Genomic DNA, 15,334 nt, shown 5'->3' on the forward strand with positions numbered 1-15,334 from the left:
AAAAAAAGCACCCCCTAGTACTTAGCTATAAGGATGCTCATTTTTATATATTTTTATTCATCTTTTATTTAATGTTTCTGCAATAAGCCTTGCTAAATATTTAGCGCTCAATTTAGCTTCTTGTGCTGTATTTAATTCAGTTCCAAACTCTGTTAATATACAAGCTGGGCTTAAATCTTGATTAAAGTTATTAGACCCATGATTATATTCATAAAGCCCTTCTCCACTATTTCCATCAGCCAATAAACCAGGAAATAAATTTTTAGCTGTATTAATCATTGAGTTTACAGTAGTCATCATTTCACTATAATATGGTGATGCCTTAGATGTCACAAACATTACTCTAGCTAAACTTTGACCATTTATTTCTACTGTTGTTTTATCTTTACTTGGTCCACTATCCCTATGCAAATCTATAATTAATTTTAAATTAGGAAATTGATTTAAATAACTTTCAACTGTAGGTCCTGATCTGTAATAAGATTGATTGTATGGACTTGTATCATGTATTGTCTTGTCATGGATAACAGAAATACCATAACCATCTTGAAGTTCTTGTGCTAATACATCTCCTACTCCAACTACACTAAAATCTTCTTGCTCTGTATCTGATCCTGATTCAGCATAACCTTCATGACTATGAGTGTGGTAAATTAATACTTCAACATTTGATGAGTTTAATGTTTTTTTTAACGAAGAATCATATGCTTCACTTGGTGCATTTAATTCCGCTTGCTCTTCTTCTGTAATTCTAGCAATACTATCTTCTTTCATAACATATGGCTCAAAAAAATTAAAAGTAGATTTTTGTTTAGCACCTGCATCATTACTATAATTTGCAATTTTATAAAAAAAAGAAACCTCATTTCCTACTATTCCATAAGTTGATATATTATTAAGTCCTAATGCTTCTATCATAACTCTTTTTACACTAACTTTATTTTCTCTATATGCCGTACTATCATATATCTGGTTTTCTACTACTGGCATTGAATAATTAAGTAGCTGCACATATGCTAATCCACCACGTTCTCTATAATTATTAATAACTTTAAATGCCCTTATAACAAATATTACTATAATAAACAACAATATTATATATCCCATACTAATGCTTTTATTTTTTTTAATTTTTTTATTACTTCTATTAACCCACTGCATTCCCATATAACCTCCTCACTCTTAATATATATGGGAGGTTTTACATAATTATTAACAAATTTTATAATTAAGCAAAAGGAATTTAGTTTATAGTTAATTCATAAACTTATTTATTTCTTCCATATTCATATTAGGTTGAACTGCAATATTTATTCCATTGGCTATTATTTTTGATAAAGATTCTATAATTGTATCTACATCTTTTGGTGTAACCATTAAATCTCCAAATGTTGGATTTAATATTTCTCTTATAAGCATATTTTTTTCATTTCTATCCACACTCTTAAGCATATTATAAAATTCTTTTCCATTTTGAGCTTTGCTTATTAAGTCATCTAACAACAAATCCATAGTATCATTTGCTATAGTTGCAGCATCAACTACTGTAGGAACTCCCACAGCTAAAACTTTAATACCTAAACTTTTTTCATTAATTTGCATTCTATGATTTCCAACTCCAGCCCCTGGTGAAATTCCTGTATCACCTATTTGTATTGTTCTATTTACTCTTTCTAACCTTCTTGAGCCCAATGCATCCACACAAATTACTAAATCAGGTTTTATTTTTTCAACTAAAGCTTTAATTACTTCTCCAGTTTCAATTCCAGTTATACCAAGTACTCCAGGTGCAATTGCACATACTGGTCTTACTGAATCATCAATAGCATCTGGCATAACTTGCTTTAAATGTCTTGTTATCATTGTTCTTTCTACAACTTTTGGTCCAAGAGAATCTGGTGTAACATTCCAATTTCCTAATCCAACTACTAATACTAATTTTTCTTCAGAAATATCTACAAGTTTCTTCATTACTTTACCTACAATTAATGACAAATCATCCATAGATTCGCCATCATAAGGTGTAAACTCTGGAAAATCTATTGTTATATAATGACCTTTTGGCTTACCTAACTCTCTTCCAGCTTCATCACTTTCAATAGTAACAGTAGTAATTTTAATTTCTCCTTCCATTTCTTCATCTACTTTTACTCCATCTAATTCTCTTTTATTTTCCTCTGTATATGCTTGCTTTGCTTCAATTGCAAGGTCTGTTCTTACACTTATCATAACGTTCCTCCTAAAATTTCTTAACTATCAAATTTATTTTCCCAAATAAGTTTTAATTTCATACTTGAACTTAAAAACTTTAAGTGTTATAATATGATTTGTTGAAAATAAACTCGTACGCAGATTTCCCCAAAACTGCAGAGGCCCTATAAAATATCAAGGGGGTGAATTGAATGGCAAACATTAAATCAGCAAAGAAAAGAATTAAAGTTACTGAAAAGAAAACTTTACAAAACAAAATGGTTAAATCAGCATTAAAAACTGCTATAAAAAAGTTTGAATCTGCTGTTGCTGCTAATAACGTTGAAGAAGCTAAAGCTTTATTTGTTAAAGCTGCTAAGTCTTTAGACATGGCTGCTCAAAAAGGTACTGTTCACAAGAACATGGCTGCTAGAAAGAAATCAAGATTAGCTGCAAAATTAAACGCTATGGCGTAATAAATAAGAAGCCGGTGATTATTACCGGCTATTATTTTACATTTTTTTATTATGTAATTTTAATTTTATTTAATCATAAATGTCTTAAATAACATAAGTTCCATTTCCATTTGCTTATCTGTTGTGGACGATTTTAATTTTATTTCCGTATTAACACATACTTTAATTAATTGATTTAATTGCTTTAAGCTAAATTTTGATGCTTGATTCATTAATTTTTCACAAACAAACTGGGGTAATCTATATTTAGACATAAAGAATTCTAACTTCTTACCTTTTAGTAAATATGTTTTTATTTCATATAATCTCTTGAAATGATTTCCTATTGATGAAATAATAAGCATATGCTGATCTGCTTTAAATAATAATTCATCTAATAAATCTATTGCCTTTTCAACTTTTCTCAAAGAGATATATTCTACCAAATCAAAAATATCATCTTCACTTTTATTAGGTATTAATTTATCTATATCTTCTTTTGTAAGTTCTCTTCCTAATGCATAACAATCCAATTTATCTATTTCTCTTTTTATAATATCAAAATTATTTTGAACTTTATCAGCAAAATATTTTAATTGAACCTTTCCAATAGTTCTTCCATTTTCCTTAAATATATCTTCAATTTTTTTATAATACTTATCTTTTTTTAACTTATCACAATGAACTACTTTAACATATTTATCTAACGTTGATAATTTTTTATTTTTTTTAGGAGTATCTCTTTTATCATTAAATAAATAATACATAATAAGTATTGTATGCTGAGGTAAATCCTTTATGTATTTTAATATTTCAGTATATGTTTTTGCTCCTTCTTTATCTGGCTTATCCTTTAAAAAATTAGCTCTATATACTAATACAACCTTTTTATCTCCAAAAAACGGTAAAGTTTCACAAGCATTTTCTATTTCATCAAAAGTAGATGTTAATCCATCTATTTTTATAAAATTTAAATCTAAAAAATCCTTATCTACTACTTTTTTTATTATGGGGTCAATACTTGATTTAATTAATTCTTCATCTAAACCACAAAAAACATATCCATTAGCTATACTATTTTTTTTAATTTCCGATTCTAACACATCTATAGTAATCAATTTTATTTTTCACTCCTAACTTTTATTTAAAATAACAATACTATTTTAGTTTTTCTCTATTACCTTACCATTAAATATATTTATTTCATTTATGTCACCTTTTCTAAAATTTATTATATCATAATCAAAATTTACTTTTTCGTAATTTACAAACAATAAATACTTCTCTTTATCCGTTTTCAAAATATAATTATCCTTTTCCTTATATAGCATTATTTTATTTCCTATATTAATTTTATTTAAATCTTTTACTATTTTATTTGAAATTGTTATTTTTTTTAATTTTTCTTCATTTACTTTTTCACTAGTTTGAACAATTATATTTTCTCCCTTATAACTTATTAAAAGTGCTCCATCATAATAATATCTTATTTTAGGTATGGGGCTATATATCAATAAGCTTACATATATGAATATAACTAAAGGATAATATATAAAAACCTTAAATCCTCTTTTATAAAAATAATATGCTATTAATAACCCTATATAAAAATAAGCTATACTATAATGAAAATATACTAATTCAAAAGAGATTTCATCTAATTTATACATAATAATATCAATATACTTAATTATATAGTGACAAATATATAAACAAAAATTAAAAATTACTTTTATAGGTTCTAAAAATATAAGAAAATTTCCCATTATAACTAAAATATTTATGAAAGGAATTACAATTATATTTCCTATTAAAAAATTTAAAGATATTTCATTAAAATATAATAAAATTATTGGAAAAGTAAAAATTTGAGCACTAATAGAAATTGCAACAGTATTTCTAAGTGAATTAGGTAATTTATATAACATTTTATTTAATTTTTTATTAAATAATATAATCCCTAAAGTAGCTAAAAACGAAAATATAAAACCTAAATCATAAATTTCATAAGGCTTTATAAGTAATAATATTATCCCAGCCAACGATATTGCTGCTAACGAGCTATAATTACGTTTAAATACTATTCCAAGGTTTAATATTAAAATCATTATATAAGCTCTTATAGCAGATGCTGGTGCCCCTGTAAACAAAACATAAATAAATGCTATAATTAAACTTAATTTAACTCCAAATACTTTTCTTAAAATGCTATAAACTAAAGCTAAATGCATACCTGAAATTGAAATAATATGAGATATTCCTAAGTTTTTCATTAAACTTTTATAATCTTGATCCAATTCACTTTTATATCCAAATGCTACTGAAGAAATTAATGCAGCCTTTTTAGTTCCTAGCTTTTGACTTATTTTCTTAAATAACTTTATTCTTCTTTTATAAATTTTAGATATAATATCATTTTTAAATTCCTCATATTCAATTATTTTATAATCCCCAATTATACCCTTAGTTAAATTTAAATTCTTATTAAATTCTCCTTTTACAATAAGCTTATCTCCAATTGATACCTTTGAATTAAGATTTGATAAGTTAACTATTCGTCCATTAATCTTTCCTTTTCCATAATAATTATTTACTTCAGTTACTCTAATATATTCAATATTTTTAGGCTGATAACAATAAAATAATATATTATTATTTAACGCTGAAATAAAAAATAAAAATAATATTATAGATATAAATATACCTTTAAAATAAAATATAAATATAAAAAAACTTAAAATATAAAATATACTTAATATTTCATTTTTACTGTAAACTTCGTAACAAAAAGATGATAACATAAATACAATAAAAATATATATAAGATGATTATTAAACTCTTTGTTTTTTATACCTATTAAATAATTACTCAATTTAGCAACACCTCATTAAGTAATCATTCCCACCTTTATATTATATAAATCACAATTATTTTTTCTAACATTAAAAAATTTATATAAATACTATATCTATATTTTAAAAGAATATTAAAAATTAATTTTTTATAGCTTATATTGAAATGATGTTATAATAAAAAAATAGACCTTACTAATTAGCAAAGCCTAAATTAAAATTTTAATTTGTTTTTATTACATAAATTTAATAGCTATAGGTAAATATACAAAAAATAAAGCAGTAAATATAATATGAATCTTCTTATATAATTTATAATTTTTTTTCATTAACAATCCCGTTATTCCTATAATAATCATAATAATATTAAATCCTATATATTTCACAAAGCCTTCTTGACCAATTCTTAAAACCAATTCACAAATCATTGCAAAAATTGAAATGCTCCCTAAAACTATATGTACTTTTATACATGTACTTTTTTTAATCTTAAATAATCTTAATACATGATAAATTACTAATGATAAGCAAAAAAACATCGATGCTATTCTTTCCATTACAACTTATTCCTACCTTTTTCTTGTAAATTACTAATATTAATTAAGCTACTTTTGTTTTTGCAGCCTCCATAGCTTTCTTTTCCTCTGGATTAATTGTTCTAACTTTAAATGTAAAGTAATATAACTTAATTATTATTAATATAATAATAGTTATTCTCATAGCTAAAACATCTATTAAAATTAAAGGGAAAGCTAACATGAAATTTACAAAGCTTAATAATACAACTTTTTCTTTTAATGTCATAGCTCTTTCTTTTACAAAACTTTCTAAATGCTTCTTATAAACCTTTGTATTTATAAACCAATTATGAAATCTATCTGATCCCTTTGCAAAGCAATATGAAGTTACTAATAAGAATGGTGTTGTTGGTAATACTGGTAAAATTATTCCTATAATACCTAACCCCAATGCTATAAAGCCTAAAGCTATATATAAGTATTTTTTTATTCTATTCATGCTTATTCCCCTTTAAATCTTATCTTATTTTTTATATTTATTTTATTATTTATTTAATGCGTGTCTTATAACTTCTGATGGCTTATATATAATAAGTCTTGGCCCAGAAAACTTCATTACATCTTTAATCTTTTCCTTCATGTCCTTTTTATAACAATGTATTGGACATCTTGAACAAGTTGATTTTTCTTCCCCAAACTTACAATAAGTTAATCTTTTATGTGCATATTCTAATAATTCTGCACATTCTTCACATAATTCTCCACTTTTATTTCCATGCTTCTTTTTACAATATATATCTATCATTAATTTAATTGTTTGTTTTTCTTTTTCTATCTTAGTCATTTTATTTCTCCATAAATAATCGATTATCATTCTCAAATGTTTTTTTTATAAAAAGCTGTATCATAAAAACATGTTGATACAGCTTTTTAATTTTATTAATTTAATACTAACTTGCTATTTTCTAACTTATAAGTTTTATTACAAACTGCTGTTGTTGATTTTCTATGTGATATAAGCACTATAGTTTTATCTTCACAATTTTCCTTTATTGATTTTAATATTTCACCTTCATTTAAAGTATCTAAGTTACTTGTAGGCTCATCTAATATTAAAACTTCTCCATTACTTAAAAATGCTCTAGCAAGTCCTATTCTTTGTTTTTCACCAGAAGATAAGTTCCCACCAAGTTCTCCAACTTTAGTATCATATCCATTAGGTAAATTTTCTATAAACTCATGTATAGATGCCATTTTAGCAGCCTGTATAACCTCATTTTTTGAAGCACTTGGATTTCCTATTTTTATATTATCTAATATAGATTCATTAAATAAATAAGTTTCCTGACTAACTAAAGTTTGACTATTTCTAAGAGATGCAGTATTAACTTCCTTAATATTTTTATTATCAAGGTTTATCTTTCCTTCATTTACATCCCAGAATCTCATCATTAATTTAACAAATGTACTTTTTCCTATACCACTTTCTCCTATAAGAGCAATTTTATCACCCTTTTTAATATTAACTGAAGCAGTATCAAATATTTTTTCTTTTCTATTTGGATAAGAGAATGTTACATTATCATATGCTATTGATTCTCCCCTTATTGTTTGTCCCTCTAAAACTTCTTCTACATGAGGTTCTTCATCAATTAAATCAAATAATCTTTCTGCACATGCAAAAGTTTGAAGTAATGTATTTGAAAGGTTACTTAAAGCAACTACTGGTCCAAATGATGATGCTATTATTACAATACCTACAAGCATCCATGTAAATGATATGTTACCTTTTGAATATTGAGCAAATCCAACTCCAACAAAAGTTAATATTGCAATCATTATAGTTAAGTCTGTAACTGCTCTTATTATACCTTCATGTTCTTTAATTTTATCAAGGCTCTTATTAATTCTATATGATTTAGAGTTAATTTCCTTTAGCCTTTCATCACCTGATTTAAATAATAAAACTTCTTTTAACCCTCTTAAAGAATCAAGAATATAGTTATTACATTCACCAAACATATTTCTATAAGCAACACCAGCTTCCTTACCTAAGCTAGATGAAGCATATGGAATTACAAATCCAACAATTAAGAAGAATATAACTGATAATATTCCAAACCAAGTATTTATCATAAATAAAATTATTGAAATTATGCTATTTGTAATTATTGCAATTGTTATTGGAGCTATAGTATGAGCATAAAATACCTCTAAAAGCTCTATATCTGATGTAATTAACGAAATAAGATTTCCTTTTTCTTGTCCTTCTAATTTTGCAGGAGCCAATTTTCTAAGCTTTGCAAATATTTTATCTCTTAAAATATAAAGTATTTTAAAAGCAATATAATGTCCTGATAATTGTTCACCATATCTTAAGAATCCTCTTAAAAGTGCACTTACTGTCATAACAACCATAGCACCAGTAAAGCTTATAAATGTAATATCACCTATTGCAGCACCTATTGCTATTGCTCCAAAGCTTGCTATTGCTATTGCAGCTAAAAAACCAACCACACCCATACTTATAGTTATTGCCATAATTGGCGCTAATGGCTTTAATTCTACTATTAATCTTTTCATAATTTGGAAGCCTGATCTTCTTTTCATATTAGCAAACCTCCCTTATCATTTCTAATTCATTTTGCTTATTAACCATATTGTAATAGCAAGATTCATTTTTCATTAACTCTTCATGAGTTCCGTTTTCAACTAATTTCCCTTTATTCATAACATAAATGTTTTTAGCATCTGTTAAATTAGCTAATCTATGAGATATTACTAATATAGTTTTTTCTTTAGAAAGTTCATAAATTGCCTCCCAGATACTTTCTTCACTTTCAACATCTATATTAGAAGTTGCTTCATCAAAAATTATCATTGGTCTATCAGCTAATATAACTCTTGCTAAAGCTAATCTTTGTTTTTGTCCACCTGATAATGCACTACCAGCTTGACCAACATCAGTTAATAATCCATCTTTTAATCCTTTTACAAAATCATATAATCTTGCTGTTTTTAATGCATTATTAATATCTTCTTCTGTTGCATCTTTCTTAGCCATTAATAAGTTATCTAAAATAGTTCCATTAAATATATAACTATTTGTAGATACTAATGCTATGTTTCCATAAATATTATCTAATGATATATTTTCTATATTTAAATTGTTAATACTGATTTCTCCATTAGTTACTTTATAGTTATTTAAGATAAGTGATGCAATTGTACTTTTTCCTGAACCACTTTCCCCTACTATTGCAACTAATCCACCTGGAGTAACATCCATATTAATATTCTTTAATACTTCTCTTTCTCCATCATAACTAAAATCAACATTTCTTAAACTTACCTTAATATCATTAAGTTTAATTTCTTCATTAGTTTCAACGTTCTTTTCTCTTTCTTCTGCATCTAATATCCCAAACATTCTATCACTTGCAGCCATACCATTCATTGCTATATGGAAATATGATCCTAAAAGTCTAAGTGGTATAAAAAATTCAGATGAAAGTAATATTATTATAAGTAAGCTTCCTACAGGAATTTGTCCATTTTTAAATTGAATTAATGCAACTATTGTTCCTGCTGCAGCTCCTCCAAATGCAACTAAATCCATTATTGTTATTGAATTAAGCTGCATGCTTAAAACTTTCATAGTTATCTTTCTAAATTTTTCTGCTTCAATATTCATTTTTTCATGGCGTTCTTCGTCAATATTAAATACTTTTAATGTAGTTAACCCTTGAAGATTTTCTAAGAATGTTCCACCTAAATCTGAATAAGACTTCCAGTAATCTTTTAATATTCTTTTAGCAATTTTCATTATTGCAATAATTGATATTGGAATAAGAGGCACACAAAGTATAAATATTAGTGCTGCTTTAAATGATATAAAGCTCATAAATATAAATAATGTTACTGGAACTAAAAGAGCATAAAAGAATTGAGATAAATATTTTCCAAAATATATTTCAAGCTGTTCAATTCCTTCAACCGATACTTGAACTACTGCTGATGTACTTTCAACTGAAGTATAACCTGTACCTAATTTTAATAATTTCTTATAAATAAGTTCTCTTAATGTTACTCTTGCATTTGCTGATGCAGCATTTGAGAATTTAGCATATAAAATATTGCATGAATATCTAATTGCTAATAAAATTGCTATTATTACAATAGCTGCTAGTAATGAAATCTTTCCCCAAACATTAAATTCCATCATTGAATTTAAAATGTTATTACCATTAATATTTAATCTTTGACCAACATAAATTTTATTAATAAACTGACCTATTAATATTATTGTAACAATATTACATAAAACTGAAATCCAATTTACTAATATAGTTAATGCTATATATTTTTTTGATTCTTTACAAAGGTTTATTAACCTTTTATTGATCATCATACTACAATTTCCTCCTTTGATTATTAATATCATTTATAAACTCATTTCAAATGATTTTTATTATCACTTAAAACAATATACCTTAATTGATAATTATTTTCAATATATTTAGCTAAAAAAATTAAAATTCCTTTTATTATATATGTATTAATTATATAATAAAAGGAACTTTACACCTAAATTTACCATAGTTCTTCTCTTTTAATTCATTACTATTTGTTTTATAAGACCTTCTACTGCATTTACTGTACTTTTATGCTTTCTTATAACTGTAATATTTTTTTTATCTGCCTCTCTTTTAGCTGTTAATACAAGTTTATGTGATACAACATCAGTTAATAATATAACAGCATCTGGCATACCTATTTTATCCTTTAACCCGGTTTCCATTTGTGTAAATACCTTCGCTTTACAATTGTACTTCTTACATACCCGTATATATTCTTTACTCATTTTATCATGACCACCTACTATGACTACACTCATTTTTTCTTCCTTTCTATTTAAATGTTAATTAAAATATTTATACAGTAATATTTTCAATCTTATTAAATAAATTCTTTATACTATAAGCTACCTTATGTGATGAATCTCCATTTAATATATAATTTACTGTATGTTCCTTAACCTTATCATATTTACTAAATACTTTCTTTGCTTCTTGTAAATCATTATATACAAGCCAATATCCACAACTTAAGCATTTTTTCTCCTTACATCCCATAAAATCTTTAACATCATTTAAAGGAAATCCTAAAAATACACCTAATTCATGTGGACAATTAAACTCCTTATATCTTCTTTTTAAGATTATTAAATGCTCATCTAAATCTTCTTTATCACAATATCCTAATTGTAATAAAAATTTTTTATTTTCTTTTTCAAATATATAATTTTTTAATTTATTTTCATTATAAATTAATATAATTAAAGCATTATTTGTTTCTCTTAGATTTATATATGAAATATCAATAATTTTTAAAAAATCAATTCCATATTTAATCCATTTATCATATAAATTATCATTATCCTTTTTTATGGTAACTGTAGCTGATGGTTTTACTCCTGATATTACAAGAGAGGCATTATAAATTAAAAATTTTTCAATGCACTCTCTTTCTTCCATTTTAGAAAGACTCTTATAAAATTCTACCTGTTTCAATTTTATAAATTAAGCCTTTGCTATTTCTTTTCCAAAATTAATACATTCAGGAGAATTATCTTCCGGCTCATAATTAATAATTAAACCATCATCTATCAATGTGCAACCTAAAGATTCTACTCTATCTTGCCAATCTCTCATCCATTGACCATCTCCCCATCCATATGATCCAAATAATGCAACCTTTTTACCAGAAATTTTATCAGATATACCTTCCATAAAATGTTCAAATTCTGCTTCCTCTAAAACTTCATCACCCATTGCTGGACATCCTAATATAACAATATCCTCATTATCAAAAACATCTAATCCTGCTGAAGAAACATTGATTAACTCCGCTGTTTTTCCTTCTTCTTTAATTCCCTCTGCTATTAAATTTGCCATTTTTTCAGTATTTCCTGATCCAGAATAATAAACTATTTTCATACTTTCCCTCCTAATCAATATTGATATTCATTCTCAATTAATTATTATAATATAGCATTGCCCATTATTTGTCAATACTATTCATATAAAATAATTTATAAATAATTAAACTTTATTTTAAATTACAAATAATAATTTTAATACAACAAATTATATAAAAAATAGAGAATTCATGCTTGAATCCTCTATTTTTTATATTTTCAGCTAGTATCAAAAATTATTTTAATACTTTATTTTTAGTTGTGCTTACTTTAATACAAATGATTGACAATCTGTACATTCAGCAACTGTTGGATTTGGTTCATGAGTTCCAATACTTATAGAATTTAATGTACAATAGTTTTCAGAACAGGCATGATGTTTACATTGTTCTACAGTACATTTAATACTTTCATTTTTATTCATATATTTCACCTCCTAATATTATTACACAATTATTTTTTCCTTTTAAGCTCAATATTATTCTTGATAACTATTATCACTTATTTTTTCCACACTAATTATATATTCTTAGTTTATTTTTTCGTTTTTGGATTAAAAATAAGTGCCATTAAATATCCAAAAAATATAGCTGCTGTAATTCCACCAGCTGCACCCTTGATTCCACCTATAAAGGCTCCTAATAATCCATCTTCCTTAACTCCTTTAATTGCTGCATCAGCTAGTGAATTACCAAAACTAGGTAATGGTATTGTAGCTCCAGCGCCACCTATTTCAATTAATTTATCATAAATACCAAAACCACCAAGAATAGCTCCTAATGTTACAAATATAACTAATATTCTTGCAGGAGTAAGCTTTGTTCTATCCATTAATATTTGAGCTATAACACATATTAATCCTCCAACAATAAATGCACTAACATAGTCCATTTTTTAATCTTCCTCTCATTTTTATTAAAATTCAATAGCAACTGCATGAGCTATCCCTGGAATAGACTCACCTTGAAGAGATGATGTCGTACTCATTAATGCTCCTGTAGATACTAATAATATACTTTTTATTTCCCTTTTCATTAATTTTTTATATAAATATCCACAAGTAACTACAGCAGAACATCCGCATCCACTTCCACCACAATCAGTTTTTTGTCTTTCATCATCAAAAATTATGTCTCCACAATCAATATAATTATTACTAATATCATATCCATAATCCAAGAGAAGTTTAGTTGTAATTTCTTTTCCAACCTTCCCCAAATCACCTGTTGCTATAATATCATAATCATTTGGCTTCCTACCTGTATCTTTAAAATGATTATAAATTGTGTCTACTGCAGCTGGTGCCATTGCTGCTCCCATATTATTAGCATCCTTTATTCCATAATCCTTAACAAGCCCTGTTGTGACATAAGTAACCTTAGGATAATCTCCACTTCTTCCTAATACCATTGCCCCAGAGCCAGTTACTGTCCATTGGCAAGTAGGACATCTTTGACATCCATACTCTAGTGGAAATCTAAATTGTCTTTCTGCAGAACTAAAATGTGAAGATGTTGAAGCAACAATATAATTTCCAAAACCTCCATCTAAAAATAATGAAGCCATGCTTAATGATTCTGACATTGTAGAACATGCTCCATATAAACCTATAAAAGGTATATTAAGCTCTCTTGCTGCAAAACTAGATGATGTTATTTGATTTAATAAATCACCTGCAAATAAGTAATCTATTTTATCTTCTGTTAAGTTTGCTCCTTTTATTGCTTCTCTTATTGCTGTATACATCATTTCAGATTCTGCTTTTTCAAAACTATCTTTTCCTAATGTATCATCCCTTATTATTTTATGAAAATACTTTCTTAAAGGCCCATCACCTTCTTTTGGCCCTACTATAGAATAGGTTGAAATAATTTTAGGTGGATTTTCCAATTTAACAGTTTGCTTTCCAATCTTTTTATCTTTAGTAGCCATTGTTCTCTCTCCTATTCAACAATTCCTAATAATCCAAGAATATAATAAATAATTCCTATAATTACCGAAGTACCTATTCCATAAACAAGTACTGGACCTGCAATTGTAAACATCTTTGCAGCAACACCAAATACAAATCCTTCCTTTTTAAATTCTATTGCTGGAGATACTACTGCATTTGAAAAACCAGTAATAGGTACAACTGTTCCTGCCCCACCAAAGGATGCAATTTTATCATAAACTCCAAAACCAGTTAATAGTGCTCCAATAAATATCATTATTATTGGTAACCACAGCTTTGCTGCTTCTTCATCTATACCAAACCTTAACATTATATTTAAAATAAACTGACCTATAGTACAAATAATTCCTCCAACAATAAATGCTAAAATAATATTTTTAAAATATTGTGGTTTAGGAGCCATTTCCTTAGATATTTTTTGAAAATCCTTTAATATCTTTTCTTCTTTCTTTGCTCTTTTATCCATAAAAATATCTCCTTATATTTTTTTATTTAATATTTATAGTATTCCTCTAATTTGAAATTAAATTACAAAAAAATAATCTATATTAAATAATTGCTCATTTAACATAGATTATTTCATATTTTATTAATTATTAACTTATTCACTTTCATTTGTTCATCCTTCATCTAATTGTTTTCTCATTTCTTGTAATACCTTTTTTTCTATCCTTGATACTTGCACTTGACTTATTCCCAACATTTTTGCTACTTGTATTTGAGTTTTATCCTTAAAATATCTAAGAACTATAATTTGTCTTGATTTTGTATCTAAATTTCTTAAGGCTTCTTTTAAGGCTAATTTTTCAGTTATATTTTTATCCTCAATTGCATTTTCACTTAGCTTATCAATTAATAGTACAGGTGAACCATCATCTTGATGAATTACTTCATAGAGATATTGCATACTTGCAGAAGATTCTAATGCAAATAATATTTCTTCTTTATCCATTCCTGAAAACTGTGCTAACTCTTCAACCGTTGGTTCTCTATTTAGCTTTTTAGTTAAAGCTTCTTTATCAAAATGGAGTTTTTTTGCTAAGCTTTTTACATTTCTGCTAACCTTAATCATCCCATCATCTCTAAGAAATCTTTTTATTTCTCCAATAATCATAGGTACAGCATAAGTTGAAAATTTAACATTGTATTTTTCATCAAAGTTCTTTATTGCTTTAACAAGTCCCATACAACCAATTTGATATATATCCTCATATTCATATCCCCTATTTGTAAACTTTTTACTTATAGAAGTTACTAAAGGCAAATTAGCTTCTATGAGTTTATTTAAAGCTTCTGTATTACCTTCTTTAGCTAAAGGTATTAACTGTAAATTATCCTCATAACTTACTTTTTCTTTTTTTACTTCACCCTTTTCCATAAATCT

The 15,334-nt window shown here is 26.1% G+C and carries 18 protein-coding genes; 1 reads left to right on the forward strand and 17 read right to left on the reverse strand.

Annotated elements, in window-relative coordinates:
• Positions 1 to 57 precede the first annotated feature (57 nt).
• Positions 58 to 1,167, reverse strand: a complete 1,110-nt coding sequence (locus ACUN06_RS09850; RefSeq protein ID WP_294367244.1) for a stage II sporulation protein P — start codon at positions 1,165 to 1,167, stop codon at positions 58 to 60.
• 87 nt (positions 1,168 to 1,254) lie between these two features.
• Positions 1,255 to 2,229, reverse strand: coding sequence for a GPR endopeptidase (gene gpr, locus ACUN06_RS09855; RefSeq protein ID WP_291733766.1), 975 nt, complete (start codon positions 2,227 to 2,229; stop codon positions 1,255 to 1,257).
• A gap of 173 nt (positions 2,230 to 2,402) precedes the next feature.
• Here gpr and rpsT point away from each other — a divergent pair, with 173 nt between their 5' ends.
• The gene (gene rpsT, locus ACUN06_RS09860; protein WP_291733768.1) at positions 2,403 to 2,666 is read left to right on the forward strand and encodes a 30S ribosomal protein S20; all 264 of its coding nucleotides are present in this window, start codon (positions 2,403 to 2,405) and stop codon (positions 2,664 to 2,666) included.
• Between the two features lie 65 nt (positions 2,667 to 2,731).
• Here rpsT and holA read toward each other — a convergent pair whose 3' ends face one another.
• From holA to sigF, 15 genes are all read right to left on the reverse strand, one after another.
• The gene (gene holA / locus ACUN06_RS09865) at positions 2,732 to 3,763 is read right to left on the reverse strand and encodes a DNA polymerase III subunit delta (RefSeq protein WP_291733770.1); all 1,032 of its coding nucleotides are present in this window, start codon (positions 3,761 to 3,763) and stop codon (positions 2,732 to 2,734) included.
• Positions 3,764 to 3,808: 45 nt separating this feature from the next.
• Positions 3,809 to 5,518 (reverse strand): ComEC/Rec2 family competence protein, encoded by a 1,710-nt coding sequence (locus ACUN06_RS09870; RefSeq protein WP_449389721.1) that lies wholly within the window; start codon positions 5,516 to 5,518, stop codon positions 3,809 to 3,811.
• 216 nt (positions 5,519 to 5,734) lie between these two features.
• Complete coding sequence (locus ACUN06_RS09875; RefSeq protein ID WP_294160982.1) at positions 5,735 to 6,055, reverse strand: hypothetical protein; 321 nt, start codon at positions 6,053 to 6,055, stop codon at positions 5,735 to 5,737.
• A 43-nt stretch (positions 6,056 to 6,098) separates the two neighbouring features.
• On the reverse strand, positions 6,099 to 6,515 hold the full coding sequence (locus ACUN06_RS09880) for a YbaN family protein (RefSeq protein WP_449389722.1): 417 nt from the start codon (positions 6,513 to 6,515) through the stop codon (positions 6,099 to 6,101).
• A gap of 45 nt (positions 6,516 to 6,560) precedes the next feature.
• Positions 6,561 to 6,860: a nitrous oxide-stimulated promoter family protein gene (locus ACUN06_RS09885; protein WP_291733301.1), complete on the reverse strand. Its 300-nt coding sequence runs from the start codon at positions 6,858 to 6,860 to the stop codon at positions 6,561 to 6,563.
• Between the two features lie 95 nt (positions 6,861 to 6,955).
• Positions 6,956 to 8,626: an amino acid ABC transporter ATP-binding/permease protein gene (locus ACUN06_RS09890; protein WP_449389723.1), complete on the reverse strand. Its 1,671-nt coding sequence runs from the start codon at positions 8,624 to 8,626 to the stop codon at positions 6,956 to 6,958.
• Between the two features lies 1 nt (position 8,627).
• The gene (locus ACUN06_RS09895) at positions 8,628 to 10,427 is read right to left on the reverse strand and encodes an ABC transporter ATP-binding protein/permease (protein WP_449389724.1); all 1,800 of its coding nucleotides are present in this window, start codon (positions 10,425 to 10,427) and stop codon (positions 8,628 to 8,630) included.
• A 201-nt stretch (positions 10,428 to 10,628) separates the two neighbouring features.
• The gene (locus tag ACUN06_RS09900; protein WP_291733293.1) at positions 10,629 to 10,913 is read right to left on the reverse strand and encodes a DUF2325 domain-containing protein; all 285 of its coding nucleotides are present in this window, start codon (positions 10,911 to 10,913) and stop codon (positions 10,629 to 10,631) included.
• A gap of 37 nt (positions 10,914 to 10,950) precedes the next feature.
• Positions 10,951 to 11,553, reverse strand: coding sequence for a DUF3793 family protein (locus ACUN06_RS09905; RefSeq protein ID WP_294367231.1), 603 nt, complete (start codon positions 11,551 to 11,553; stop codon positions 10,951 to 10,953).
• A 45-nt stretch (positions 11,554 to 11,598) separates the two neighbouring features.
• Complete coding sequence (locus tag ACUN06_RS09910) at positions 11,599 to 12,015, reverse strand: flavodoxin (protein ID WP_291733289.1); 417 nt, start codon at positions 12,013 to 12,015, stop codon at positions 11,599 to 11,601.
• Positions 12,016 to 12,261: 246 nt separating this feature from the next.
• Positions 12,262 to 12,420: a DUF1540 domain-containing protein gene (locus tag ACUN06_RS09915; protein ID WP_291733288.1), complete on the reverse strand. Its 159-nt coding sequence runs from the start codon at positions 12,418 to 12,420 to the stop codon at positions 12,262 to 12,264.
• A gap of 110 nt (positions 12,421 to 12,530) precedes the next feature.
• Positions 12,531 to 12,887 (reverse strand): stage V sporulation protein AE, encoded by a 357-nt coding sequence (gene spoVAE / locus ACUN06_RS09920; protein WP_291733285.1) that lies wholly within the window; start codon positions 12,885 to 12,887, stop codon positions 12,531 to 12,533.
• Between the two features lie 24 nt (positions 12,888 to 12,911).
• Positions 12,912 to 13,928, reverse strand: a complete 1,017-nt coding sequence (spoVAD, locus tag ACUN06_RS09925) for a stage V sporulation protein AD (RefSeq protein WP_294367228.1) — start codon at positions 13,926 to 13,928, stop codon at positions 12,912 to 12,914.
• Between the two features lie 11 nt (positions 13,929 to 13,939).
• On the reverse strand, positions 13,940 to 14,416 hold the full coding sequence (gene spoVAC, locus ACUN06_RS09930; RefSeq protein WP_294397609.1) for a stage V sporulation protein AC: 477 nt from the start codon (positions 14,414 to 14,416) through the stop codon (positions 13,940 to 13,942).
• A gap of 153 nt (positions 14,417 to 14,569) precedes the next feature.
• Positions 14,570 to 15,328, reverse strand: coding sequence for an RNA polymerase sporulation sigma factor SigF (gene sigF / locus ACUN06_RS09935; protein WP_294397604.1), 759 nt, complete (start codon positions 15,326 to 15,328; stop codon positions 14,570 to 14,572).
• Positions 15,329 to 15,334: the final 6 nt, after the last annotated feature.

The sequence above is a fragment of the Clostridium sp. ETTB3 genome, assembly GCF_053571985.1.